Below are 23,561 nucleotides of genomic sequence, written 5' to 3' on the forward strand. Positions count from 1 at the left end.
TTAAGCATTGATTGAGGCCTAACTCACCTTTTTCGCCAGTTGTAGATCCATGTATTCGTAGCAGATGCGTTGTGCCTGTTCGGTGTCGAAAGCGTCTCCCGACAGGGCACCCCGCAACCATAGACCATCGATGAGAGCTGCCAGGCCCCGTGCTGCATTGCGGGCTTGGGCCTGCGGCAAAACCCGGCGGAACTGGCAGCACAGATTGGAGTACAAGCGGTGATCGTTGATCCGCTGCAATCTGTGCAAAGACGGTTGGTGCATGCTGGCGGCCCAAAAGGCCAGCCAGGTTTTCATTGCCGGGCCACTGACCTGGCTGGCGTCAAAGTTGCCTTCAACGATTACCTGCAGGTGAGCCCTGGGGCTGTCATCGCTCAGCGCCTGGCGGCGGGCGGTGACGTTGTCGATCAAGACGTTCATCAAGTACCGCATGGTGGCGGCAATCAGACCGTTCTTGTCGCGAAAGTAGTGACTGATGATGCCATTCGACACACCGGCCAAACGGGCAATCAGCGCAATGCTGGCATCGGCCATCCCGACCTGATCGACTGCCGTTAACGTGGCTTCGATCAACTGCTGGCGGCGTATGGGTTGCATCCCGACCTTTGGCATCTTGCAAATCTCCTTGGGCCTGCGAGCAGTGCAAATCGATCACTGAGCGAAGACCAGTCTATTTTGTTTTGATTGAACGTTCAATCAACAAAGAATAAGCTCTGCGACAAATCGTCGCGATTTATGCCGTTTGCCTGGGCATCAATGGCGCAAAACGACACAGCAAACATCGCTGGAACCCCGGTTTTGTGTAGGAGCGAGCTTGCTCGCGAGCCCTGTAACGCGATTAAAAAGCTCGCGAGCAAGCGCGCTCCTACAGAAACAGCAGGGTCCGGGCGGGTCCGGTTTTTTTAGCGGTGTCTTTATATCACTCGACCGTTGGTCGCTATCTAAGCGTTTGGTCGAGTGGTGCGTAGCCTCAAGTCTTTCTCTCGCGCTGCCTGGAGCATCCGTGCCATGAGTTCTGCTTCTCTTATAAAGACCCCACCGCAAAAGGTGACGGTCAACGGTTGGGTGTTTTACACCTCCACTGCCTTGATATTGTTGCTGACTGCCATTTTGATCATCGCCCCCGAAGAAGCAGGCCGCGTACTGGGTGTTGCCCAGGAATGGCTGTCGCGCAGTTTCGGCTGGTACTACATGGTGGTGATCGCCGCTTACCTGATTTTCGTCGTGGGGCTGGCGTTTTCGTCCTACGGCAAGCTGAAACTGGGGACCAAGCAAGACACCCCCGACTTCAGCTACGGCGCTTGGGCCGGGATGCTGTTCTCGTCCGGTATCGGTATTTCGCTGTTGTATTTCGGCGCTTCCGAGCCCCTGGATCACTACTTCAATCCCCCTGAAGGGGTATCGGGCAGCCACGAGGCCGCGCGCCAGGCGCTGCAACTGACTTTCCTGCACTGGGGTCTGCACGGCTGGGCGATTTACGCACTGGTCGGTCTGGCCGTGGCTTACTTCGCCTATCGTCACAACCAGCCGCTGGCCCTGCGCTCGGCGTTGTATCCGTTGATGGGTGAACGCTGGGTCAAAGGCGCTGCGGGCCACGCAGTAGACGGCTTCGGCATGTTCGTGACGTTGCTTGGCCTGGTGACCAATCTGGGCATTGGCTCGATGCAAGTGTCGTCGGGGCTTGAGAACCTGTTCGGCATGGAGCACAGCAACACCAACTTGCTGATCGTGATCATCGTGATGAGCACCGTGGCCACCATCGCGGCGGTCTCGGGCGTTGAGAACGGCATTCGCCGTCTGTCCAACCTGAACATCGTGCTGTTCAGTGGCTTGCTGATTTTCGTGCTGTTGTTCGGCCCGACCCTGCACCTGCTCAACGGCTTTGTGCAAAACACCGGCGACTACCTCAACGGTATCGTCATGAAAACCTTCGACCTGTATGTCTATGAAGGCGACACCAAGAAGACCGAAGGCTGGTTGGGTCTGTGGACCCTGTTCTACTGGGCCTGGTGGATTTCCTGGGCCCCGTTCGTCGGCATGTTCATTGCGCGTATTTCCCGCGGGCGGACCGTGCGTGAACTGGTAGCGGGCGTATTGCTGATTCCGTTGGGCTTCACCCTGGCCTGGCTGTCGATCTTCGGTAACTCGGCCCTGGACCTGGTGGTTAACCAGGGGGCGGTGGAGTTGGGTAAAACGGCGCTCGAACAGCCGTCGATGGCAATTTACCAACTGCTTGAGCACTACCCTGCCTCGAAAATCGTGATCGGCGTGTCGATCTTTGTCGGCTTTGTACTGTTCCTGACCCCGGCGGATTCCGGCGCGGTAATGATGGCCAACCTGTCCTGCAAAGGCGGCGATGTGGATGAAGACGCCCCGCACTGGTTGCGCATCTTCTGGTCGGTGGTGATTACCCTGGTGACCATCGGTCTGTTGTTTGCCGGTAACTTTGCCGCCATGCAAACCATGGTGGTGCTGGCCGGCCTGCCGTTTTCGGTGGTGCTGATCCTGTTCATGTTCGGCCTGCACAAAGCGATGCGCCAGGACACCCAGATGGAACAGGAACAGGCTGAACTGGCGGCCCGTGGTCGCAGCGGCTTTTTCAGCGAGCGTTTGACCGCCCAGGACCTGCAGCCGACCCAGGCAGTGGTGCAGCGCTTTATGGACAAGCACGTGACTCCGGCACTGGAAGAAGCCGCCACGCAACTGCGTGCCCAAGGCTTTGATGTACAGACCCTGCTGGGTAAAGCCAAGCGTTGCATGGGCGTGCGGGTCGAGATGGAAGAAGGCAACCCGTTTGTCTACGAAGTCAGCCTGGACGGCTACATGGCGGCACCGGGCGAGTCTGGTCAGGATGAAGTGCGCAACCGTTACTACCGGGCTGAAGTGTATTTGCATAACGGCAGCCAGGAATACGACCTGATGGGCTTCACCCCAGAGCAAATCAGCCGTGACGTGCTCGACCAGTTTGAAAGCCATCGCCAGCTCCTTGGGCGGGTTTACAGCTAAATTAACGTCCCTCCTGCAGGAGCGGGCCTGTTCGCGAGCCGGTTTGAACAGCTCGCGAGCAAGCTCGCTCCTACAAGGTCAGTTACGGGCACCTAGCCCAGGTTTTTGCCCAGCAGCGCGTGATACAGCTCGGTATCGCCGAGTATCCCCACCACTTTCTGATTGTCGTGCAGCACCAGCTTGTTGCCGGTCTGATAACGGATTTGCAGCGCGTCGCGCATGCCGATTCCCGAGTCCACCAGGGTCGGGCCACGCCCCAGTCCTTCCACTGCCTGCCCATGGCTCCAGTGCTGCAAGTCCACGTTGCTGGCACCCTGGCGCACGCCCTTGATGGTGTTGCCTTCTGCCAGATCAATCCACGAGTCGTCCCCCGGATCTATGCACACCGAGCCGTTGATGCGTTTGCAGTTGTCCAGCGTGCGCATCAGGCTGCGCCCGCACAGTACGTTCAGGGGGTTGGTATGGGCGACGAAGGTACGCACATAGTCGTCTGCCGGGTTGAGCACGATTTCTTCAGGTTTGCTGTACTGAATGATCTTGCCGTCTTTCATGATCGCGATGCGGCTCCCCAGTTTCAGGGCTTCGTCCAGATCGTGGCTGACAAACACAATGGTCTTGCTGAGCTTGCGCTGTAGCTCCAGCAATTCGTCCTGCAAGCCCTGGCGAATCAGCGGGTCCAGTGCCGAGAAGGGTTCATCCATCAGCAAAATATCGGCGTCCATGGCCAGTGCCCGGGCCAGGCCGACCCGCTGCTGCATGCCGCCGCTCAGTTCATCCGGCTTTTTGTTGCGCCACTGGGTCAGGCCCACCAGCTCCAGCTTTTCGTCCACCAGCGCGCGGCGTTCCTTCTCGGGCCGGCCCTGCATCTCCAGACCAAAACTGATGTTTTCGCGTACGGTCAGCCATGGCATCAGGGCGAACTTTTGAAACACCATGGCGATGCGCTGGGTGCGCATCATTTTCAGTTCGGCCGGGGTGCAGGATGCGATATCGATCTGCTTGCCTTCATGCTCCACATACAACTGGCCACGGCTTACGGTGTTAAGCCCGTTGATACAGCGCAGCAAGCTGGATTTACCCGAGCCGGACAAACCCATCAGCACGCAGATTTCGCCTTTGTCGATGTCCAGGCTGGCGCTCTCGACGCCGACAATCTGCCCGGTCTTTTTCAGGATCTGATCCCGTGACAGCCCTTGGTCCAGCAGGCCCAGGGCCTCGCGCGGATCTTTGGCAAAGATAACGTCAACCTTGTCGAAGCGGATAATGCTCATGCGTCAGCTCCTTTCTTGGCTTCCGGCTGCTTGCAGATCCGGTCGAGCATGATCGCCAGCAATACAATTGCCAGCCCGGCCTCAAAGCCCAGGGCGATGTCTGCGGTGTTCAGTGCGTTGACCACCGGTTTGCCCAGGCCGTCGGCACCCACCAGGGCAGCAATCACCACCATCGACAGCGACAGCATGATGCATTGGGTAATCCCGGCCGCGATGCTGGGCATGGCATGGGGCAGTTCGATGCGTGTGAGCAGCTGGCGGCGCGAACAGCCAAAGGCCTTGCCGGCATCGAGCAGTTCATGGGGTACATCGCGAATGCCCAGGTAGGTCAGGCGAATCGGCGCGGCAATGGCAAAGACCACGGTAGAGATCAGTCCCGGCACCACACCCAGCCCGAACAGGGTCAGGGTCGGGATCAGGTAAACGAATGTCGGCACGGTCTGCATCAAGTCCAGTACCGGGCGCATGAAGGTGTAGAACATGGGTTTGTGCGCCGCCAGAATGCCCAGCGGCACCCCGATGATCACGCAGACAAAGGTGGCGAACAGCACCTGCGCCAGGGTTTCCATGGTCTCTTGCCAGTACCCCAGATTGAGGATCAGCAGAAACGACAGTGCCACAAACACCGTCAGCCCCCACTTGCGTTGAATAAAGTGCGCGAGCAGTGCAATCAGTCCGATAAACACAAAGGGGTTGAACCAGGTCAGCGCGAACGTCACGCCATGGATCATGGTTTCCAGCGTCAGCGCAATGGCGTCGAAGGTGCTGGCGCCGTGTTTGGTCAGCCAGTCGACGAAGCTGGCGATGTACTCGCCCAGAGGGATCTTGTGATCAATCAGCATGGTAGTGAACGTCCGCATGCAGGGGAATTGAAACGGAGCCGGGCGAGCGTGCCGCCCGGCGCCCGAGCTTACTTCGCGAGACTGGCCTTGACGGCCTCAAGGCCCGGCTTGCCGTCGATAGTGGTCACGCCCGCCAGCCAGGTGTCGAGCACTTGCGGGTTCTGTTTAAGCCAGGCTCTGGCCGCCACGTCCGGTTTGGTCTTGTCATCGAGCACCTTGCCCATCAGGGTGCTTTCCATGTCCAGGGTGAACACCAGATTCTTCAGCAACTGGCCGACGTTCGGGCATTCCTGGGTGTAGCCCTTGCGGGTGTTGGTGTAGATGGTTGCCTGACCATAATTGGGGCCGAAGAACTCATCGCCACCGGTGAGGTATTTCATCTTGAAACGGGTGTTCATCGGGTGCGGTTCCCAGCCCAGAAACACCACCTCGGTGCCACGGCGCTGGGCGCGATCGACTTGTGACAGCATTCCGGCTTCGCTCGACTCCACCACCTTGAAGCCTGCGTCCTTAAGGCCGAAGGCGTTTTTGTCGATCATGGTCTGGATCATGCGATTGCCATCGTTGCCGGGTTCGATGCCGTAGATTTTGCCGTCCAGTTCCTTCTTGAATCTGGGCAGGTCGGAGAAGTCTTTCAAACCCTTGTCATACAGCGCTTCGGGCACGGCCAGGGTGTATTTGGCGTTCTCCAGATTGGCCCGTACGGTCTCCACCGTTCCGGCATCGCGGTAAGCCTTGATGTCGTTTTCCATGGTGGGCATCCAGTTGCCCAGAAACACGTCCATGTTCTTGCCATCGGCCAGTGACTTGTAGGTGACGGGTACTGAAATCATGGTGGTTTTGGTTTTGTAACCGAGGGCCTTGAGCACCTCGCTGGTGACGGCGGTGGTGACGGTGATGTCGGTCCAGCCGACATCCGAGAAGTTAACGGTGCTGCATTGCGCCGGCTCGGCAGCCTGGACGATCACGGGCAGACTCAACAGTGCAGCCAGCAACAGCGACGGGGAATGTTTCATGGAACGACTCCTGGGTGTCTGGGTGGCGGTTTCCGAATCGAAAAGCCGCACGTATCAGTTGCGGTTGGGCGATGCCCGGCAGGGGTTTGGCCGCGCATCTGGCAATCGAGTCGAGACTGATCATGTAACAGTGAAATTCAAACGCCTACAGGGTGCGTCGCATCCAGTACAGGGAGGGTCGTATCTGGTACTTGGGAGGTCGTATATGGAAAATTCCGCTGCTGAAACTGCCTTTTCCAGCTGTCTGCACCGTATAAAACGGCGAGGGCGCTGGCAGGCAAAGCCGGGTCGTAGCTGGACGTTTTAGCTGATTGAAAACCGCCCATAGTGCGGGCATTCACCCCCGAGGCTTTGTGCTCATGGCTATCAGCGTGTTTGACCTGTTCAAGATCGGCATCGGTCCCTCCAGCTCCCACACGGTCGGGCCCATGCGGGCGGCGGCGCTGTTTGTGCAGGGCTTGCGCGAACGCGGCCAGCTGCAACAGGTACGGCGTATCGAAGTGCAGCTTTATGGCTCGTTGTCTGCCACCGGGATCGGCCATGGCAGCGACAATGCAGTGATCATGGGCCTGATGGGCGAATGGCCGGACGTCATCGACCCGGCCTGCATTGGCCAACGCATCGAACAGTTGCGCGAGACCCGGACCCTGCTACTCGACGGTTATCTGCCAGTCCCGTTCGAGTGGGCGCAAGACATGCGCCTGATCGACGAAAACCTGCCGTTTCATCCCAATGCCATGACGCTGGTCGCCGCCAGTGAACAGGGCGAGCTGCATCGCGACAGCTATTACTCGGTGGGCGGCGGCTTTGTGGTGGACGCTGCGCAAGCGGCCAGCGGTGTGCTGGACATGGACCGGACCCTGTTGCCCTATGACTTCTCCAGCGCTGGCGAGCTGCTCGAACTGTGCGCCAGACATCACCTGAGCGTGGCGGCCCTGATGATGGCCAATGAACGCACATGGCGCAGTGAAGAGGAGATCCGCTGTGGCCTGATCAAGCTCTGGCGCGCCATGCAGGACTGCGTGGAGCAGGGGCTGAAGCATGAAGGCATCCTGCCCGGCGGTTTGTATGTGCGTCGCCGCGCGGCGCGCCTGCACCGCAGCTTGCAGGAATTGGGCAAACCCAATGTCATCGGCTCGACCCTCAGCGCCATGGAGTGGGTCAACCTGTTTGCACTGGCGGTCAACGAAGAAAACGCAGCGGGCGGGCGCATGGTCACGGCGCCCACCAACGGCGCGGCGGGCATCATCCCGGCGGTACTGCACTACTTCATGAAATTCAGCGACGAGGTCAGCGAAGCCCATGTGGTTGACTATTTATTAAGCGCGGCGGCGATCGGCATTCTGTGCAAAAAGAACGCCTCCATTTCCGGGGCCGAAGTCGGGTGCCAGGGCGAGGTCGGTTCAGCCTGCGCCATGGCCGCCGCCGGGCTGGCGCAAATCCTGGGTGCCACCCCCGAGCAACTGTGCAACGCGGCCGAAATCGGTCTGGAGCACAACCTGGGCCTGACCTGTGACCCGGTGGGCGGGCTGGTGCAAGTGCCCTGTATCGAGCGCAACGCCATCGCTGCAGTCAAAGCCATCAATGCGGCCCAAATGGCCTTGCGTGGCGATGGCCAGCACTTTATCTCGCTGGACCGGGTGATCCGCACCATGCGCGATACGGGTGCCGACATGCACGACAAATACAAAGAGACCTCACGGGGCGGGCTGGCCGTCAGCGCGGTGGAGTGCTGAGCACCGGATCACTGGGTCGCCCCCTCCTGTAGGAGCGAGCTTGCTCGCGAGCTTTCAAGATCAAAAGCTCGCGAGCAAGCTCGCTCCTACAGGTTTGTAGTCAGGTTTTCCGCGCGCTGTTTCAGCGCACACCGATCTCTTTTGGCGCATTCGTGCGCTTGGTGACATTCCGTCACGGCTCTGTTTCTGCCGCCTTCCCACAAGTGCTACCAATGTGCTCAAAAGCGCCGGGCTGTGCGTGTCGGGTCCTTTTAAACAATGCTTGTCAGCGGTTTGGTCAATACCCGCGCAGACACATTGCGACGTCGTTTTCAGGCTTAGTTGAATGGTCATTCAAGTTTAGGCATGGCATTTGCGTTGTGATTGCAAAGCCCCGTCAAACGAGGGCAATAACAAGAGCCTGTGCCTGGGGCCATCACCCGCATTGTGTGAGGAGATATCGCGATGACGTCGTTCAACTCCGGGGTTCAACCCCAGAACCGTACGCCTCAATCCATCGGCTTTCTGCTGCTGGACAATTTCACGCTCATTTCCCTGGCTTCCGCGATAGAACCCTTGCGCATGGCCAATCAGCTGTCCGGTCGCGAGTTGTATCGCTGGAGCACCCTCACCGCAGATGGCAGTCAGGTATGGGCCAGCGACGGCCTGCAAGTAACCCCCGATGCAAGCATGTACAAGGCCCCGGCACTGGACATGGTGATTGTTTGCGGCGGTATCGGTATTCAACGCACTGTTACCCGCGAGCACGTTTCATGGTTGCAAAGCCAGGCGCGCCAATCGCGCCGTCTGGGCGCCGTATGCACCGGCAGCTGGGCCCTGGCCTACGCCGGTCTGCTGGACGGCTTTGATTGCAGCGTGCACTGGGAATGTCTGGCCTCCATGCAGGAAGCCTTTCCGCGGGTCGCCATGAGTACCCGCCTGTTTACCCTCGACCGTAGCCGCTTTACCAGTTCGGGCGGTACCGCACCGCTGGACATGATGCTGCACCTGATCAGCCGCGATCATGGCCGTGAGCTGTCGGCGGCCATTTCGGAAATGTTTGTGTATGAACGCATTCGCAACGAACAGGACCATCAGCGGGTGCCGCTCAAGCACATGCTTGGCACCAACCAGCCCAAGCTGCAGGAAATCGTGGCATTGATGGAGGCCAATCTCGAAGAGCCCATCGACCTTGATGAGCTGGCGGTGTATGTCACCGTATCGCGACGTCAGCTGGAGCGCCTGTTTCAGAAGTATTTGCACTGCTCGCCATCGCGTTACTACCTCAAGCTGAGGCTGGTACGGGCGCGGCAGTTACTCAAGCAGACACCCATGTCGATCATTGAAGTGGCAGCGGTGTGCGGCTTTGTTTCTACCCCGCATTTCTCCAAGTGTTACCGCGAGTATTTCGGTATTCCGCCACGGGATGAGCGAGTGGGCTCCAACACCGCGCAACAGACAACCCTGATCCCGATTCCGCAGTCACTGCTGATGACGCCGCTGGCCGGCCCCATGTCTGCCTTGAATCAGGCGCGCAACGAATCGACCTTTGCCAGCGTACGACTGTAACGCCGCAAAGCCTTCTGCAGGAGCGAGCTTGCTCGCGAGCATTTCAGCGAAGAGCTCGCGAGGCAAGCTCGCTCCTGCAGAGGTTGGGGCAGGCAGAGGTGGGGTCAGGCCATTTTGCTTTGCTTGAATTGCGCCAGCCCCGGCAGCAGCTGTTGATCTATGGCCTGGCGCACCGCCGGCAAAATGGTCGCGCTGCCGGTGTAGAGTTTTTCTACCAGGCCCTTGAGTGCGCGAGCATTGGTTTCATTCAGTCCACAGACCACCGTCGTACAGGCTTGCTCGGCGCTGCCAGACACCTCAAACCCCAGTGAGCGCAGTTGGCCCAGCAGGTCTTGCTCATCAATCAAATCCGCGTGCATCATTTTTTTATCCTTCTACAGAGGCGCGATCGAACTCGATTCTGGTACGGCTTGGGCAAGGGGGCAAGGGGCGGTCTGACGATATGTCCGGGATGCCTAAGCGCAGGTCGTTTTCGGCTAAGTGCCGGTGCACTGGGCTGTGCACACTGACTTTCGCGGCATCGTCGATGGTTTGGTCACCCTCTCGGCATCACACAGAGTTAGCCCCGAACCTGTCACGGCAGGTCCGGGGCTTTTTTCATGCCCTGGCGGTGCCGGGCAAACCGATCACCCTGCCCACATAAGCCGGTTTGGGCAGGTCTCCCTGGCGGGTTTCTATTGCCTGCAACAACGCCAGTGAATGTTCGCTGAACGGTGCCGAGTGCGGACCTGCAAGGTCGACATGCAGCAGCATTTGCTCATTGCCGGCCAGGGTTTGCTCTTCGCCGATCAGGTGCAGGCTGTGATAAAGATGCAGGCGCTTTTTATCATGGCCGATGATCTGGGTGCGCACTTCGACCCGGGCGCCGAGCTTCACTTCGTGCAGGTAGTTCATGTGCACTTCCAGGGTGAACAGCGAATGGCCGCTGGCTTCGCGATTCTGGCTGTCGAGTCCCAGGTGGTCCATCAGCCCATCGGTGGCATAGCTGAAAATCAGCAGGTAAAACGCGTCCCGCAAATGGCCGTTGTAATCGACCCACTCTTCAAGAACGGGGGTGCTGTAGGTGGTGAGGATGGGCATGCAGAACCTCGCTCAATCGTTGATGGCAATGCCGTGTTTGAGTTTGGTCGCGTTCACCGCTTCCATCACCGCCAGCAGGCAATCGTCACGATAGCTCTCCAGCGCGGCAATGCTGTGGCTGCCCAGTTGTTCAGTTGTACCTTCAACCACGTCGTCGATCAGTTTTTCGCTGAGTTCCGGCGCCGGCAGGTAGGTCCACGGCAGTTTCAGGGCCGGGCCGAACTGGTTCATGAAGTGCCGCATGCCCGCATCGCCACCGGCCAGGGTGTAGGTGAGGAATGTGCCCATGAACGACCAGCGCAAACCGGCGCCAAAGCGAATGGCATCGTCGATCTCGCCAGTGGTTGCCACCCCGTCATTGACCAGGTGCAGCGCCTCGCGCCACAGGGCTTCGAGCAAGCGGTCAGCGATAAAACCCGGTACTTCCTTGCGCACATGCAAGGGGCGCATGCCCAGGGATTTATAGACCTCGATCGCAGCCGCAATGGCTTGTGGTGCAGTTTTTTGTCCGCCCACCACTTCCACCAGCGGCAGCAAGTACACCGGGTTGAACGGGTGGCCGACGATGCAGCGCTCGGGATGGGTAGATGTCTCGTAGAACTCGCTGGGCAGCAGGCCCGAGGTGCTGGAGCCGATCAGTGCATCGGGTTTGGCGGCAGCGCTGATTTTGCTGTGCAGCTCGAGTTTGAGATCGAGCCGCTCGGGTGCGCTTTCCTGAATGAAATCGGCGTCGCGTACACATTCTTCAATGGTGCTGACAAAGCGCAGGCGGTCCTGGGACGCGCCTTTGCCGAGGCCGCTTTTTTCCAGCGCCGGCCAGGCCTTGGCCACGCGCTTGCGCAGGGCGGCTTCGGCGCCGGGGGCAGGGTCCCAGGCCACCACGTCGAGGCCGTGGGCCAGTGCGCGGGCGACCCAGCCGCTGCCAATGACACCGCTGCCAAGGGCGGCGAAGGTTTTGATGTTAGTGATAAAGGTCATGGGCGATTCCTGATCAAAATTCGGTCGAAAACCTGTAGGAGCGAGCTTTTCGCTGTTTCGCTGTTTCGCTGAAGAGCTCGCGAGGCAAGCTCGCTCCTACAGGGGGGGCAGGTGGGCCGGGTAAAGATGGGTTAGTGGCGCTGGCTCAAACCCATCTTTACCCGGCCTTCAGCCGGGGTCAGCACCCTGGCGCCAAGGCGGCTGAGGATTTCTGCGGCACGCTCCACCAGCTGTCCGTTGCTCGCCAGTACCCCGCGATCCAGCCACAGGTTGTCTTCCAGCCCGACCCGGACGTTGCCGCCGAGCAAGACCGCCTGGGCAGCCATGGGCATTTGCATGCGACCAATGCCGAACCCGGCCCACACCGCATTGGCGGGCAGGTTGTCGACCATGGCTTTCATGCTGGTGGTGTCTGCCGGAGCACCCCAGGGGATGCCCAGGCACAGCTGGAACAGCGGATCGTCGAGCAGGCCTTCCTTGATCATTTGCTTGGCGAACCACAGATGGCCGGTGTCGAAAATCTCCAGTTCGGCTTTGACCCCCAGCTCCTGAATGCGCTTGGCCCCCGCCCGCAGCTGCGCCGGGGTAGAAACGTAAATGGTGTCGCCGTCACCGAAGTTCAGGGTGCCGCAGTCCAGGGTGCAGATTTCCGGCAGCAAGGCTTCGACGTGTGCCAGACGGGTCAGCGGCCCGACCAGATCGGTATTGGGGCCAAACTCCATCGGGTTCTCGCCGGGGCCGATGTGCAAGTCACCGCCCATCCCGGCCGTGAGGTTGACGATGATGTCGATGTCGGCCTCGCGGATGCGCTCCATCAGTTCGCGGTACAGCGCCACATCACGGCTGAACTGACCGGTTTTCGGATCACGCACATGGCAATGCACCACTGTGGCTCCGGCCTTGGCCGCTTCCACGGCGGCGTCGGCAATTTGCTTGGGCGTGATCGGTACCAGGTGGCTGCGGGCGCTGGTGTCGCCGGCACCGGTGAGTGCGCAAGTGATGATGACGTCGTGGTTCATGGGGCATTTCCTTTGGGCGTAGAGCGCCACGCCGCTGCCGTTGCAGGCGGCGGCCGTGGGGCTCGGTGTTGAATTATTTGGCGCTGAGTTTCAGGTTCCCTGCAGCGGGTTTGCCGTCCGCTGTGGTAACACCTTCGAGCCAGCGCTGCTGGTCTTGCGGGTGGTCCCTGAGCCACTGGCGGGCCGATGCCCGGGCGTCTTTGTGATCCAGCAACGGCTGCATCATGCGGCTCTCGTCATCGGCGCTGAAGGTCAGGTTGCTCAGCAAGCGGCTGACGTTCGGGCAGCGGCTGGCGTAGTCCGGCGTGGTCACTGTCCACACCGTGGCCAGGCCTTCATTCGGGCCCAGTGCGTCTTCACTGCCGGTCAGGTAGGTCATTTTCTGGTTGATGTTCATCGGGTGCGGGGTCCAGCCAAAGAACACAATCGGTTCATTGCGGTTGACCGCGCGGGTCACGGCCGAAAGCATCCCGGCCTCGCTGGATTCCACCAGCTGGAACTTGCCCAGGCCAAAGCGGTTTTGCTCGATCATGGCCTTGATCTGGGTGTTGGCACCGGAGCCCGGTTCAATCCCGTAAATCTTGCCCCCCAGTTCTTTTTCGAATCGGGCAATGTCAGCAAAGCTTTTAAGCCCCTTGTCGCTCATATAGGTCGGCACGGCGAGCATGGCCTTGGCATCTTTAAGGCTGGGCTCGGCCAGCACCGTCACCTGTCTGGCATCGACAAAGGGGGTGATGCTCTGGTTCATGATCGGGTTCCAGTAGCCCAGAAACATGTCCAGCCGGTTGTCACGTATCCCGGCGAAGATGATTTGCTGGGAGGCGCTGGTCTGTTTGGTTTTGTAGCCGAGACCGTCGAGCAGGGTTTGCGCCATGGCGCTGGTGGCGATCACATCGGTCCAGTTGACCACGCCCATGCGTACGTTCTTGCACGATGGATCTTCGCCAGCCAGCACATAGGGGCTGAGTACCAACAAGCAACAGCTGATCAGTCGTTTCATGGAGCGGGCCTCGGCAGGTTGTTATTAGGTAGCCGGTGTCTTTGTGCACCGTGACGCCAAGTTACCGAGGTCGGGTATTGCTTAACCGCACTGGAGCGACGGGCTTTTGCACTGTAGCGACCTGAGTGTGTTTCAATCCTGCGAACTGACTGCACGAGCGCCTCCATGCCCAAGGACTTCTATTTCCTGCTGCTGCCCGGCTTTTCCTCGTTGGGCTTTATTTCTGCGATTGAGCCGCTGCGGGTGGCCAACCGCTTTCGCGGCGAGCTGTACCGCTGGCACGTGCTGAGCAGCGACGGTGGCGCGGTACCGGCGAGCAACGGCATGTCGGTCAATGCCGAGGCAGGGCTGGAGGCGCTCACCGCAGGGGCGACGTTACTGGTGGTGGCCGGTTTCGAGCCACTGGCCCATGTCACGCCGGCACTGATTCACTGGCTGCGGCGTCTGGACGGCGAAGGGGTAAGCCTGGGCGGGATCGATACCGGCAGTTTTGTGCTGGCCGAGGCGGGCCTGCTCGACGGCTATCGTCTGACCCTGCACTGGGAAGCGCTGGAGGCGTTCAAGGAATCATGGCCGCGGTTACAGGTCACGCAAGAGCTGTTTGAAATCGACCGCCGACGGATTACCTGCGCGGGCGGTACGGCCTCTATCGACATGATGCTCGATCTGATTGCCCAGGCGCACGGCCCGGAACTGGCTATCGAGGTATCAGAGCAGTTCGTGCTCGGGCGTATCCGCCCGCGCAAGGATCACCAGCGCATGCAAGTTGCCACGCGTTACGGCATCCGTAACAAGAAGCTGGTGCAGGTGATTGGCGAGATGGAGCAGCACACCGAGCCGCCCCTGAGCATTTCGCAACTGGCACTGAGCATCAACGTCACCCAGCGCCAGCTGGAGCGCCTGTTCCGCCTGCACCTGAACGATACTCCGCGCAACTTCTACCTTGGCCTGCGCCTGCACAAAGCCCGGCAACTGCTGCGCCAGACCGACATGAGCGTGCTGGATATCAGCCTGGCCTGCGGTTTTGAATCACCGTCGTACTTCACCCGCAGCTATCGCGCGCGATTTGCCTGTGCACCGCGACAGGACCGGGTCGGTTAACCCTTGAGCAGCGCCGCACACGCAGCCTTGTACGCATCATGCTGATATTTGTTCAGCGAGGCGGGCAGCTCGAAAGCGTGCTTTTTGAATTGCGCGTTGAGGGTTTGCGGTGACAGCAATTGCACCTCACAAGCGTCCAGCAACTGGATGATGCCTTCGATTTTGAAGGTGGTCGGCCCGCCGGCGAACTCGCCTTTTTTGCTGCGCTTTTTAATCGCGATGCGGGTGATGGCGTTGGTCTTCACAAAGGCTGTGACCTGCGCGGCGAAGGCTTTGACGTTGAGGGCATCGTCATCATCGTCGAGGGCGATTTTCTTGGTCGCAATGGCTAGATGTTGAAGACCGTCGGGGCCCTGGGTGGCGACGGCGAAGATCGCTTCGCTGCCTTTGATATCGATACCGCAAATAGTCATAAAAACCCTGGATTTAAATAAGGCATCTGATCTGTGGGAGCAGGGTGGTTATTCCTGCCCGATCGATTCCAGAAACTCCGAACGATCATCGCTCATGCGGGCCATGCAGTCGTTCTGGGCAATGTTGAAGGTCTCGGTGCCGGATGTGGCAGGGAACACCACAATCGCGCAGTCGGCGTCACGCTGGTGCAACCACAGCGCCTGAGCGGTCTTGATCTTGCTGATGATGTTATTGAGCTGAGTTGCGTTTGAGCCGTACATCGAGTTCATTCGCGTCTGCAGGGCTTCGTAATTTTCGGTCAGCAACAGCTCGGCCGCATTCTTGCTGTACGCCGAACACGCCAGTGTTTGCTGGTCGTTTTCCACCGCATCGCACGGGTTGTAGTCGGCATCATCGGCTGCGTACGCACCGCTTGTGATCAACGCCAAGGCCAGGAGAATCGATTTCATTGCGGCTTCCTAATCCATAGATGGGACGGATTCTGGCTTAAGCGTGGGCCAAAGAACAGCCACGCAGCATAGGTCATTACTTTGGCGCCGAGGGCTTTGTCGCGGATTGACGCTTTCGGCAATTGCGCTGTCGCTTTTGCACCCGGCTGTTTTTAACCCCGAGCCTATGCTGGCCCCAAAGCGCCGGCAGACGATTCGGCGCCCATAAGGGGACGCCTGATGAGCCCAGCCGAGTTGCACGCAGACAGCATCGTTATCGACGGGCTGATCATTGCCAAATGGAGCCGCGAACTGTTCGAAGACATGCGTAAAGGCGGCCTCACAGCAGCCAACTGCACGGTGTCGGTGTGGGAGGGTTTTCAAGCCACGATCAATAATATTGTGGCCAGCCAGACCCTTATTCGCGAAAACAGCGACCTGGTGATCCCGGTAAAAACCACTGCGGATATTCGTCGGGCCAAGGAGCAGGGCAAGACCGGTATCATTTTTGGCTTCCAGAACGCCCACGCCTTTGAAGACCAGCTGGGCTATATCGAGATCTTCAAGCAGCTCGGAGTTGGCGTGGTGCAGATGTGCTACAACACGCAAAACCTGGTGGGCACCGGCTGCTACGAACGTGATGGCGGGCTCTCGGGCTTTGGCCGCGAAGTGGTGGCCGAAATGAACCGCGTCGGGATCATGTGCGACCTGTCCCATGTGGGTTCAAAAACCTCGGAAGAGGTGATCCTCGAATCGAAGAAACCGGTCTGCTACTCGCACTGTCTGCCGTCCGGCCTCAAAGAGCACCCGCGCAACAAATCCGACGCCGAACTTAAATTCATCGCCGACCACGGCGGGTTTGTCGGGGTGACCATGTTCGCGCCATTTCTGGCCAAGGGCATCGACTCCACCATTGACGACTATGCCCAGGCCATCGAGTACACGATGAATATCGTCGGCGAAGATGCGATCGGTATCGGCACCGACTTCACCCAGGGTCACGGTCAGGACTTCTTCGAAATGCTGACCCACGACAAGGGCTATGCCCGGCGTCTGACCAGCTTCGGCAAGATCATCAACCCGCTGGGCATCCGCACTGTGGGTGAGTTCCCCAACCTCACTGAAACCCTGCTCAAGCGCGGTCACCCCGAGCGCGTGGTGCGCAAAATCATGGGCGAAAACTGGGTCAACGTGCTCAAGGACGTCTGGGGCGAATAGCCGAACAGCTCCTCGTAGTCGCTGCCGAAGGCTGCGATGAGGACTTCTTGAAAAACGGGCTGCTTCGCAACCCTTCGCAGCCTGCGGCAGCGACTACATAGATTTGTTGAATTTCTGGAGTTTTGTTCCATGGCTAAAATCGCCCCGCAATTGCCTATCGAAGTCGACAGTGAAACCGGTGTCTGGACCTCTGACGCCCTGCCCATGCTCTATGTGCCACGGCATTTTTTCGTCAACAACCATATGGGCATCGAGGAGGTGCTGGGCGCTGACGCCTACGCCGAAATCCTCTACAAGGCCGGCTACAAATCCGCCTGGCACTGGTGCGAAAAAGAAGCCGAGTGCCACGGCCTGGAAGGGGTCGCGGTGTTCGAGCACTACATGAAGCGTCTGTCCCAGCGTGGCTGGGGCCTGTTCGAAATCCAGGACATCGACCTCGATAAAGGCACTGCCACCATCAAGCTCGAGCACTCCTGTTTCGTCTACGTGTACGGCAAGGTCGGGCGCAAGGTCGATTACATGTTCACCGGCTGGTTTGCCGGCGCCATGGATCAGATTCTGCAGGCCCGTGGCAGCCACATTCGCACCCGCGCCGAGCAGATTTATAGCGGATCGGAAGAGGGCCACGACCACGGCCTGTTTATCGTCAAGCCGTTGTAAGTCGAGGATCGGGATATGGCGTTCGAAGCAATGTTTGAGCCGATTCAAATCGGCAAACTGACCATCCGCAACCGCGTGCTCAGCACTGCCCACGCCGAGGTGTATGCCACCGATGGCGGCATGACCACTGAGCGCTACGTGCAGTACTACGAAGAAAAAGCCAAGGGCGGTATCGGCCTGGCGATTTGCGGGGGCTCATCGGTGGTGGCCATCGACAGCCCCCAGGAGTGGTGGAGCTCGGTCAACCTGAGCACCGACCGCATCATCCCGCATTTCCAGAACCTGGCCGATGCCATGCACAAGCACGGCGCCAAGATCATGATCCAGATAACCCACATGGGCCGCCGCTCACGCTGGGACGGCTTCAACTGGCCGACCCTGATGTCGCCGTCCGGGGTGCGCGAACCGGTGCACCGTGCCACCTGCAAAACCATCGAGCCAGAAGAAATCTGGCGCGTGATCGGCAACTACGCCAGTGCGGCAGGGCGCGCCAAGAAAGGCGGGCTGGACGGGGTCGAACTGTCGGCGGTGCACCAGCACATGATTGACCAGTTCTGGAGCCCGCGGGTCAACAAACGCACTGATGAATGGGGCGGCAGTTTTGAAAACCGCATGCGCTTCGGCCTCGAAGTGCTCAAGGCCGTGCGTGCCGAAGTCGGCCCGGATTTCTGCGTCGGCATTCGCCTGTGCGGTGACGAATTTCACCCCGATGGCTTGAGCCACGAGGACATGAAACAAATCGCCAAGTACTACGACGACACCGGCATGCTCGACTTTATCGGCGTGGTCGGCTCGGGTTGCGATACCCACAACACCCTGGCCAACGTGATCCCCAACATGAGTTTTCCACCGGAGCCGTTTCTGCACCTGGCCGCCGGGATCAAGGAAGTGGTCAAGGCCCCGGTGCTGCATGCGCAAAACATCAAGGACCCGAATCAGGCCACGCGGATTCTGGAAGGCGGTTACGTGGACATGGTGGGCATGACCCGTGCCCACATCGCCGACCCGCACCTGATCGCCAAAATCAAAATGGGCCAGATCGACCAGATCAAGCAATGCGTGGGCGCCAACTACTGCATCGACCGTCAGTACCAGGGCCTGGACGTGCTCTGTATCCAGAACGCCGCCACCTCCCGGGAATACATGGGCGTGCCGCATATCATCCAGAAAAGTACCGGGGCCAAACGCAAGGTGGTGATAGTCGGCGCCGGGCCTGCCGGCATGGAGGCGGCGCGGGTAGCCGCGGAACGGGGTCACGACGTGACCCTGTTCGAGAAAAAGGATGTCATCGGCGGGCAAATCACTACCGCCTCCAAAGCCCCGCAACGGGACCAGATGGCCGGCATTACCCGCTGGTTCCAGCTGGAACTGGCGCGCCTGAACGTTGATCTGCGCCTGGGTACTGCGGCAGACCCGGCGACCATTCTCGATCTGCGTCCCGACATCGTGGTGCTGGCCGTGGGCGGGCATCCGTTTGTGGAACAGAACGAACACTGGGGCGCTGCCGAAGGGCTGGTGGTCAGCAGCTGGGACGTGCTCGACGGCAAGGTCGAGCCGGGCAAGAACGTGCTGGTGTACGACACCATCTGCGAGTTTACCGGCATGTCCGTCGCCGACTTCATGGCCGACAAAGGTGCCCAGGTCGAGATCGTGACCGACGACACCAAGCCCGGGGTGGCGATTGGCGGCACCTCATTCCCCACCTACTACCGCAGCCTGTACCCCAAGGAAGTGATCATGACCGGGGACATGATGCTGGAGAAGGTCTACCGCGAAGGCGACAAGCTGATTGCCGTTCTGGAGAACGAATACACCGGCGCCAGGGAAGAGCGGGTGGTGGACCAGGTGGTGATCGAGAATGGCGTGCGTCCGGATGAAGAGTTGTATTACGGGCTTAAACCGGACTCGCGCAACAAGGGCCAGATCGACGTCGAAGCGCTGTTTGCGATCAAGCCGCAACCGTGCCTGAGCGAGCCGGGGGACGGTTACCTGCTGTTCCGCATCGGTGACTGCGTGGCCCAGCGCAACGTACATGCCGCGATCTATGACGCACTCAGGTTGTGCAAGGATTTCTAAGCACGTGTGAATAACTCCGGGAGCTGGCTTGCCGGCGATGAGGCATAGGCAACTGCCAGCAACATCGCCTGCAAGCCGGCTCCCACAGGATTTGCGCAACCCCTGAGGTCTTCGGGAGCTTCACCATGCTCAATATTGTTCTCCCAGTTCTGTTATTCGCTGCCCTCGGTCTGGCCGTCATCGGCGCCGTGCGGCGGATGCATATGTGGCGTCGTGGCCGCCCGGCCAGGGTCGATCTGCTCGCTGGCCTGCTGGCCATGCCCCGGCGTTATATGGTTGATCTGCACCACGTGGTCGCCCGTGACAAGTACATGGCCAATACCCACGTTGCCACTGCCGGGGGTTTTGTACTGGCGGCGTTGCTGGCGATTCTGGTGCATGGCCTGGGGCTGCATAACCGCATCCTCGGATACGCCCTGCTGGTGGCCACGGCGCTGATGTTTGTCGGCGCGCTCTTTGTGTTCAAACGTCGCCTCAATCCACCGGCCCGCCTGTCCAAAGGCCCGTGGATGCGGCTGCCAAAAAGCCTGCTGGCATTTTCGCTGAGCTTTTTTATCCTCACCTTGCCGGTCGCCGGTTTGCTGCCCCAGGACTTTGGCGGCTGGTTGCTGGCAACCCTGCTGGGGGTGGGAGTGCTGTGGGGCGTGGCGGAGCTGTTCTTCGGCATGACCTGGGGCGGGCCGATGAAGCACGCCTTCGCCGGGGCTTTGCACCTGGCCTGGCATCGGCGCGCCGAGCGCTTTGGCGGTGGCCGTTCTACCGGCTTGATGCCTTTGGACCTGGATGATCGCAGCGCGCCCCTGGGGGTGGAAAAACCCAAGGACTTCACCTGGAACCAGCTGCTGGGTTTTGACGCCTGCGTGCAATGCGGCAAGTGCGAAGCGGCGTGCCCGGCCTACGCTGCGGGCCAGCCGTTGAACCCGAAGAAACTGATTCAGGACATGGTGGTGGGGCTTGCGGGCGGTACCGATGCGCACTTTGCCGGCAGCCCGTACCCGGGCAAACCCGTTGGTGAACATGGCGGCAACACGCATCAACCCATAGTTGACGGTCTGGTGGATGCGGACACCCTGTGGTCCTGCACCACCTGCCGTGCCTGTGTTGAGGAGTGCCCGATGATGATCGAGCACGTGGATGCCATCGTCGACATGCGCCGCTTCCTGACCCTGGAAAAAGGTGCAACCCCGAACAACGGCGCCCAGGTGCTGGACAACCTGATCGCCACCGACAACCCCGGCGGTTTTGCACCGGGCGGGCGGATGAACTGGGCTGCAGACCTGAACCTTGATCTGATGCGCGATAAACCCTCGGTGGACGTGCTGTTCTGGGTCGGTGATGGCGCCTTCGACATGCGTAACCAACGCACCCTGCGGGCATTCGTCAAGGTACTGAAAGCCGCCGGGGTCGATTTTGCGGTACTGGGGCTCGAAGAGCGCGACAGCGGTGACGTGGCCCGGCGTCTGGGCGACGAAGCGACCTTTCAGGCGCTGGCCCGACGCAATATCCAGACCCTGGGGCAATACCGTTTCAAACGCATCGTGACCTGCGATCCCCACAGTTTCCACGTACTGAAAAATGAATATGGCGCCTTTGGCGGTGAGTACCTGGTGCAACATCACAGCACTTACATGGCCGAACTGATCGACCAGGGCGCTCTTGCCCTGAACGCGGATACGGGCGGCAGCGTGACCTATCACGACCCCTGTTATCTGGGGCGTTACAACGGCGAATACGAGGCTCCCCGCGCGGTATTGCGCGCGCTGGGCATTGAAGTCAAAGAGATGCAGCGCTCGGGCTTTCGCTCACGCTGCTGTGGCGGCGGCGGTGGTGCCCCCATTACTGACATCCCCGGCAAACAACGGATTCCCGACATGCGCATGGACGACATCCGCGAGACCGGCGCCGAGCGTGTGGCGGTGGGATGCCCGCAATGCACGGCCATGCTCGAAGGCGTGGTCGAGCCACGGCCGCTGATCAAGGACATTGCCGAACTGGTGGCTGAAGCTCTGATTGAACCGATCGTGCCCGCCAAAGCGCCCAGCCGCGCAGCCCCGGAGGTGATGGTATGAGTGACATTATCCGCCGCGACCCGCGGGCCGAGTGGATCGCCCGCAACCGCCTGCACCCGCTGCATGCCGCCATGCAGCCGGCATCCGCCAGCTGGATGGGGCCCAACGGGGTGCTGCGCAAAAATGTACATGGGCTGGGGTTTATCGGCCCCAACGGCATCAAGCGGATCGATCGCAGTGGCGCGCAACAGGGCGGCACGGTCAAACGCGCGGCCAGTGAGCAAGTGCAATTGCCGCTGCATCAGGTGCCGGCGCCGGCGTTTTATATCTGCGTGGTACCGGATATGGCCGGTGGCCGCCTCGCCAGTCACGACCGCGATGTGCTTGGCCTGGCCCGGCAACTGGCGGGCAGCGACGGCGCGGTGCTGGCAGTGGTGTTTGGCGAGTGCAAAGAAACGGCCTTTGCCAGGGCCGGGGTAGACCGTTTGTTGTTACTGGACAGCGAAGGTTATGCACCGGAGCAACGGGTTCACGATTTACGGGCTGTGGATAACCAGTTCGCGCCCAGACACTGGTTGCTGCCCGACAGCCGCAATGGCGGTGCAGAACTGGGCCGTCGTCTGGCTGCGAGCCTGGGCCAGCGCCCGGCCACCCGGGTGTGGCAAATCAAGGACGGAACCTGTCTGGGACGAGCCGGGGCCGGCTTGCAGGATCTGGCGCAGCCATTGCCACGGTTGATCCTGGCCGCTGCCGAGTGCGCCGAGTCGGTCAGTGAAACCCTGCATGAAGCATTGCCTGTGCAGTTATCCACAGATGCGCCGCGTTGCCTGCCCCGGATTGAAGACCTGGGTGCGGTTGCGGTGGATCCTGCGGCGACGCCCATGGCAGAGGCCGAGTTTATCCTCAGCGGCGGTAACGGGATCAAGGACTGGGGACTTTTCCACAGGGCTGCAGCAGCGCTGGGGGCCACCGAAGGCGCGTCACGGGTGGCGGTGGATGACGGCTTTATGGGGCGTGAGCGTCAGGTCGGGGCCAGCGGTACCTGGGTTACCGCCCGGGTCTATGTTGCGGTCGGCATCAGCGGCGCGATCCAGCATCTGCAAGGGATTGGCGGGTGCGACAAGGTGGTGGCGATCAACCTTGATCCGGGTTGCGACATGATCAAGCGCGCTGATCTTTCGGTGATTGGTGACGGTGCGGCAATTCTGCAGGCGTTGATTGCGGCTGTGGATAACTGGCGCAAGAGCGCCAGGCGCGATGCCGCCTGATTGTCCTGAACCCCTGTAGGACCGAGCTTGTCTCGCGAGCTTTTAAACAGATCGCGAGGCGAGCTCGCTCCTACAGTCTGTTTACAGTTTTGGAGATTCGCTTATGACCATTGCCACCGTTGCACTGGTTTCAATCGGCGCCCACCCGGCTTCCGGCCGGGCCCGCCGCGCTGAACAGGATGCCCGGGCTGTCGAACTCGGCCTGCAACTGGCTGGGGATAACCTGCATGTACTGCATGCGGGCAACCCCCATGAGCCGGCGCTACGCGCGTATCTGGGCATGGGCCTGGAAGAGCTTCACGTACTTGAGCAGGCGCACGGGGCCGATGCGCTGCCGGTATTGCGCGACTACATCCGCGAAGCCGGGGTGCAGGTGGTACTCGCGGGCAGCCAGGCGGAAACCGGCGAAGGCTCGGGCATGTTGCCGTATCTGCTGGCCGAGCAACTGGGCTGGCCGCTGGTGGTGGGGGTGGCTCAGGTTGAATCTATCCACAACGGTGTCGCGCTGGTGTTGCAGGGATTGCCCCGTGGTCAGCGGCGCCGGCTCAAGGTGCGCCTGCCGTTCATGGCCACTGTGGATAACGCCGCCCCCAAGGCCCGCCAAAGTGCCTATGGCCCGGCTACCCGTGGGGTGGTCGATGCCGAAGTGGTTGAGGTGATTGTTGATGAGTTATCCACAGTGGGTGCTTTCCAGCCCGCCAGACCCCGGCCAAAGCGTCTCAAAGTGATCAGGGCCAAAAGTGCCGCCGACCGTATGAAAGCAGCCACAGCCAAGGCCACTGGTGGTAGCGGTCAAATACTCAAAGGCTTGAGCAGCGAAGAGGGTGCACAGGCGATTTTGAAGTTATTGATCGAAGAAGGCGTGGTGCGCTGAGTTGCCCACAAAGTCTG

Annotated in this window: 21 protein-coding genes; 10 read left to right on the forward strand and 11 right to left on the reverse strand. The window is 60.2% G+C overall.

Annotated features, from left to right (window positions below; all coding sequences use genetic code 11):
• Positions 1–18: 18 nt before the first annotated feature.
• Entirely contained in the window at positions 19–612 is a 594-nt protein-coding gene (betI, locus tag FEZ21_RS05310; protein WP_004419582.1) for a transcriptional regulator BetI, read from the reverse strand.
• Between the two features lie 453 nt (positions 613–1,065).
• Here betI and FEZ21_RS05315 point away from each other — a divergent pair, with 453 nt between their 5' ends.
• Positions 1,066–3,006 (forward strand): BCCT family transporter, encoded by a 1,941-nt coding sequence (locus FEZ21_RS05315; protein ID WP_232286863.1) that lies wholly within the window; start codon positions 1,066–1,068, stop codon positions 3,004–3,006.
• Between the two features lie 92 nt (positions 3,007–3,098).
• Here the strand turns inward: FEZ21_RS05315 and choV are convergent, their stop codons facing one another.
• The 3 genes from choV to FEZ21_RS05330 all read right to left on the reverse strand — a co-directional run bounded on the left by choV (position 3,099) and on the right by FEZ21_RS05330 (position 6,135).
• The gene (gene choV / locus FEZ21_RS05320; RefSeq protein WP_004419578.1) at positions 3,099–4,277 is read right to left on the reverse strand and encodes a choline ABC transporter ATP-binding protein; all 1,179 of its coding nucleotides are present in this window, start codon (positions 4,275–4,277) and stop codon (positions 3,099–3,101) included.
• A complete protein-coding gene (choW, locus tag FEZ21_RS05325; protein WP_004419575.1) occupies positions 4,274–5,119 on the reverse strand; it encodes a choline ABC transporter permease subunit in 846 nt (281 codons plus the stop codon). The genes choV and choW overlap by 4 nt, the downstream gene beginning before the upstream one ends.
• A 68-nt stretch (positions 5,120–5,187) precedes the next feature.
• The gene (locus FEZ21_RS05330) at positions 5,188–6,135 is read right to left on the reverse strand and encodes a choline ABC transporter substrate-binding protein (protein WP_004419573.1); all 948 of its coding nucleotides are present in this window, start codon (positions 6,133–6,135) and stop codon (positions 5,188–5,190) included.
• Positions 6,136–6,494: 359 nt separating this feature from the next.
• Here FEZ21_RS05330 and FEZ21_RS05335 point away from each other — a divergent pair, with 359 nt between their 5' ends.
• On the forward strand, positions 6,495–7,871 hold the full coding sequence (locus FEZ21_RS05335; protein ID WP_160626609.1) for an L-serine ammonia-lyase: 1,377 nt from the start codon (positions 6,495–6,497) through the stop codon (positions 7,869–7,871).
• A 444-nt stretch (positions 7,872–8,315) separates the two neighbouring features.
• Entirely contained in the window at positions 8,316–9,419 is a 1,104-nt protein-coding gene (locus tag FEZ21_RS05340; RefSeq protein ID WP_004419569.1) for a GlxA family transcriptional regulator, read from the forward strand.
• 104 nt (positions 9,420–9,523) lie between these two features.
• On the opposite strand, the gene FEZ21_RS05345 is transcribed toward FEZ21_RS05340, so the two are convergent.
• The 5 genes from FEZ21_RS05345 to choX all read right to left on the reverse strand — a co-directional run bounded on the left by FEZ21_RS05345 (position 9,524) and on the right by choX (position 13,496).
• Positions 9,524–9,781 carry a hypothetical protein gene (locus tag FEZ21_RS05345; RefSeq protein ID WP_004419567.1) on the reverse strand — a complete coding sequence of 86 codons (258 nt, stop codon included), beginning with the start codon at positions 9,779–9,781 and terminating at the stop codon, positions 9,524–9,526.
• 235 nt (positions 9,782–10,016) lie between these two features.
• On the reverse strand, positions 10,017–10,499 hold the full coding sequence (locus FEZ21_RS05350; RefSeq protein WP_004419565.1) for a thioesterase family protein: 483 nt from the start codon (positions 10,497–10,499) through the stop codon (positions 10,017–10,019).
• Between the two features lie 12 nt (positions 10,500–10,511).
• On the reverse strand, positions 10,512–11,477 hold the full coding sequence (locus tag FEZ21_RS05355) for an L-carnitine dehydrogenase (RefSeq protein WP_004419563.1): 966 nt from the start codon (positions 11,475–11,477) through the stop codon (positions 10,512–10,514).
• A 131-nt stretch (positions 11,478–11,608) separates the two neighbouring features.
• Positions 11,609–12,496: a 3-keto-5-aminohexanoate cleavage protein gene (locus FEZ21_RS05360; RefSeq protein WP_004419561.1), complete on the reverse strand. Its 888-nt coding sequence runs from the start codon at positions 12,494–12,496 to the stop codon at positions 11,609–11,611.
• Between the two features lie 73 nt (positions 12,497–12,569).
• Positions 12,570–13,496, reverse strand: a complete 927-nt coding sequence (choX, locus tag FEZ21_RS05365; RefSeq protein ID WP_004419560.1) for a choline ABC transporter substrate-binding protein — start codon at positions 13,494–13,496, stop codon at positions 12,570–12,572.
• A 165-nt stretch (positions 13,497–13,661) separates the two neighbouring features.
• Here choX and FEZ21_RS05370 point away from each other — a divergent pair, with 165 nt between their 5' ends.
• Positions 13,662–14,597 carry a GlxA family transcriptional regulator gene (locus FEZ21_RS05370; RefSeq protein ID WP_127196517.1) on the forward strand — a complete coding sequence of 312 codons (936 nt, stop codon included), beginning with the start codon at positions 13,662–13,664 and terminating at the stop codon, positions 14,595–14,597.
• On the opposite strand, the gene FEZ21_RS05375 is transcribed toward FEZ21_RS05370, so the two are convergent.
• Together FEZ21_RS05375 and FEZ21_RS05380 are read right to left on the reverse strand one after the other, a co-directional pair.
• A complete protein-coding gene (locus FEZ21_RS05375) occupies positions 14,594–15,010 on the reverse strand; it encodes a DUF3010 family protein (protein ID WP_004419555.1) in 417 nt (138 codons plus the stop codon). The two genes, FEZ21_RS05370 and FEZ21_RS05375, sit on opposite strands and share 4 nt — an antisense overlap.
• Before the next feature lie 48 nt (positions 15,011–15,058).
• Positions 15,059–15,460, reverse strand: a complete 402-nt coding sequence (locus tag FEZ21_RS05380) for a lysozyme inhibitor LprI family protein (protein WP_004419553.1) — start codon at positions 15,458–15,460, stop codon at positions 15,059–15,061.
• 219 nt (positions 15,461–15,679) lie between these two features.
• Here FEZ21_RS05380 and FEZ21_RS05385 point away from each other — a divergent pair, with 219 nt between their 5' ends.
• From FEZ21_RS05385 to FEZ21_RS05410, 6 genes are all read left to right on the forward strand, one after another.
• Positions 15,680–16,657 (forward strand): dipeptidase, encoded by a 978-nt coding sequence (locus tag FEZ21_RS05385; protein WP_004419552.1) that lies wholly within the window; start codon positions 15,680–15,682, stop codon positions 16,655–16,657.
• A gap of 129 nt (positions 16,658–16,786) precedes the next feature.
• A complete protein-coding gene (locus tag FEZ21_RS05390) occupies positions 16,787–17,317 on the forward strand; it encodes a 4-vinyl reductase (RefSeq protein ID WP_004419551.1) in 531 nt (176 codons plus the stop codon).
• Between the two features lie 15 nt (positions 17,318–17,332).
• Complete coding sequence (gene dgcA, locus FEZ21_RS05395; RefSeq protein WP_004419549.1) at positions 17,333–19,393, forward strand: dimethylglycine demethylation protein DgcA; 2,061 nt, start codon at positions 17,333–17,335, stop codon at positions 19,391–19,393.
• 125 nt (positions 19,394–19,518) lie between these two features.
• Positions 19,519–21,462 carry a dimethylglycine demethylation protein DgcB gene (gene dgcB, locus FEZ21_RS05400; RefSeq protein ID WP_160626611.1) on the forward strand — a complete coding sequence of 648 codons (1,944 nt, stop codon included), beginning with the start codon at positions 19,519–19,521 and terminating at the stop codon, positions 21,460–21,462.
• On the forward strand, positions 21,459–22,670 hold the full coding sequence (locus FEZ21_RS05405) for an electron transfer flavoprotein subunit alpha/FixB family protein (RefSeq protein ID WP_160626613.1): 1,212 nt from the start codon (positions 21,459–21,461) through the stop codon (positions 22,668–22,670). Before dgcB ends, FEZ21_RS05405 begins: the two co-directional genes overlap by 4 nt.
• A gap of 103 nt (positions 22,671–22,773) precedes the next feature.
• Positions 22,774–23,544 (forward strand): electron transfer flavoprotein subunit beta, encoded by a 771-nt coding sequence (locus tag FEZ21_RS05410; protein ID WP_004419540.1) that lies wholly within the window; start codon positions 22,774–22,776, stop codon positions 23,542–23,544.
• Positions 23,545–23,561: the final 17 nt, after the last annotated feature.

It is taken from the genome of Pseudomonas sp. 9.1(2019) (genome assembly GCF_009910445.1).
GTDB lineage: Bacteria > Pseudomonadota > Gammaproteobacteria > Pseudomonadales > Pseudomonadaceae > Aquipseudomonas > Aquipseudomonas paraversuta.

Excerpts from the sequence above, each read along its gene's own strand:
- betI (WP_004419582.1), bottom strand. The coding sequence starts at position 612 with ATGCCAAAGGTCGGGATGCAACCCATACGCCGCCAGCAGTTGATCGAA.
- choV (WP_004419578.1), bottom strand. The coding sequence starts at position 4,277 with ATGAGCATTATCCGCTTCGACAAGGTTGACGTTATCTTTGCCAAAGAT.
- choW (WP_004419575.1), bottom strand. The coding sequence starts at position 5,119 with ATGCTGATTGATCACAAGATCCCTCTGGGCGAGTACATCGCCAGCTTC.
- FEZ21_RS05330 (WP_004419573.1), bottom strand. The coding sequence starts at position 6,135 with ATGAAACATTCCCCGTCGCTGTTGCTGGCTGCACTGTTGAGTCTGCCC.
- FEZ21_RS05335 (WP_160626609.1), top strand. The coding sequence starts at position 6,495 with ATGGCTATCAGCGTGTTTGACCTGTTCAAGATCGGCATCGGTCCCTCC.
- FEZ21_RS05340 (WP_004419569.1), top strand. The coding sequence starts at position 8,316 with ATGACGTCGTTCAACTCCGGGGTTCAACCCCAGAACCGTACGCCTCAA.
- FEZ21_RS05345 (WP_004419567.1), bottom strand. The coding sequence starts at position 9,781 with ATGATGCACGCGGATTTGATTGATGAGCAAGACCTGCTGGGCCAACTG.
- FEZ21_RS05350 (WP_004419565.1), bottom strand. The coding sequence starts at position 10,499 with ATGCCCATCCTCACCACCTACAGCACCCCCGTTCTTGAAGAGTGGGTC.
- FEZ21_RS05355 (WP_004419563.1), bottom strand. The coding sequence starts at position 11,477 with ATGACCTTTATCACTAACATCAAAACCTTCGCCGCCCTTGGCAGCGGT.
- FEZ21_RS05360 (WP_004419561.1), bottom strand. The coding sequence starts at position 12,496 with ATGAACCACGACGTCATCATCACTTGCGCACTCACCGGTGCCGGCGAC.
- choX (WP_004419560.1), bottom strand. The coding sequence starts at position 13,496 with ATGAAACGACTGATCAGCTGTTGCTTGTTGGTACTCAGCCCCTATGTG.
- FEZ21_RS05370 (WP_127196517.1), top strand. The coding sequence starts at position 13,662 with ATGCCCAAGGACTTCTATTTCCTGCTGCTGCCCGGCTTTTCCTCGTTG.
- FEZ21_RS05375 (WP_004419555.1), bottom strand. The coding sequence starts at position 15,010 with ATGACTATTTGCGGTATCGATATCAAAGGCAGCGAAGCGATCTTCGCC.
- FEZ21_RS05380 (WP_004419553.1), bottom strand. The coding sequence starts at position 15,460 with ATGAAATCGATTCTCCTGGCCTTGGCGTTGATCACAAGCGGTGCGTAC.
- FEZ21_RS05385 (WP_004419552.1), top strand. The coding sequence starts at position 15,680 with ATGAGCCCAGCCGAGTTGCACGCAGACAGCATCGTTATCGACGGGCTG.
- FEZ21_RS05390 (WP_004419551.1), top strand. The coding sequence starts at position 16,787 with ATGGCTAAAATCGCCCCGCAATTGCCTATCGAAGTCGACAGTGAAACC.
- dgcA (WP_004419549.1), top strand. The coding sequence starts at position 17,333 with ATGGCGTTCGAAGCAATGTTTGAGCCGATTCAAATCGGCAAACTGACC.
- dgcB (WP_160626611.1), top strand. The coding sequence starts at position 19,519 with ATGCTCAATATTGTTCTCCCAGTTCTGTTATTCGCTGCCCTCGGTCTG.
- FEZ21_RS05405 (WP_160626613.1), top strand. The coding sequence starts at position 21,459 with ATGAGTGACATTATCCGCCGCGACCCGCGGGCCGAGTGGATCGCCCGC.
- FEZ21_RS05410 (WP_004419540.1), top strand. The coding sequence starts at position 22,774 with ATGACCATTGCCACCGTTGCACTGGTTTCAATCGGCGCCCACCCGGCT.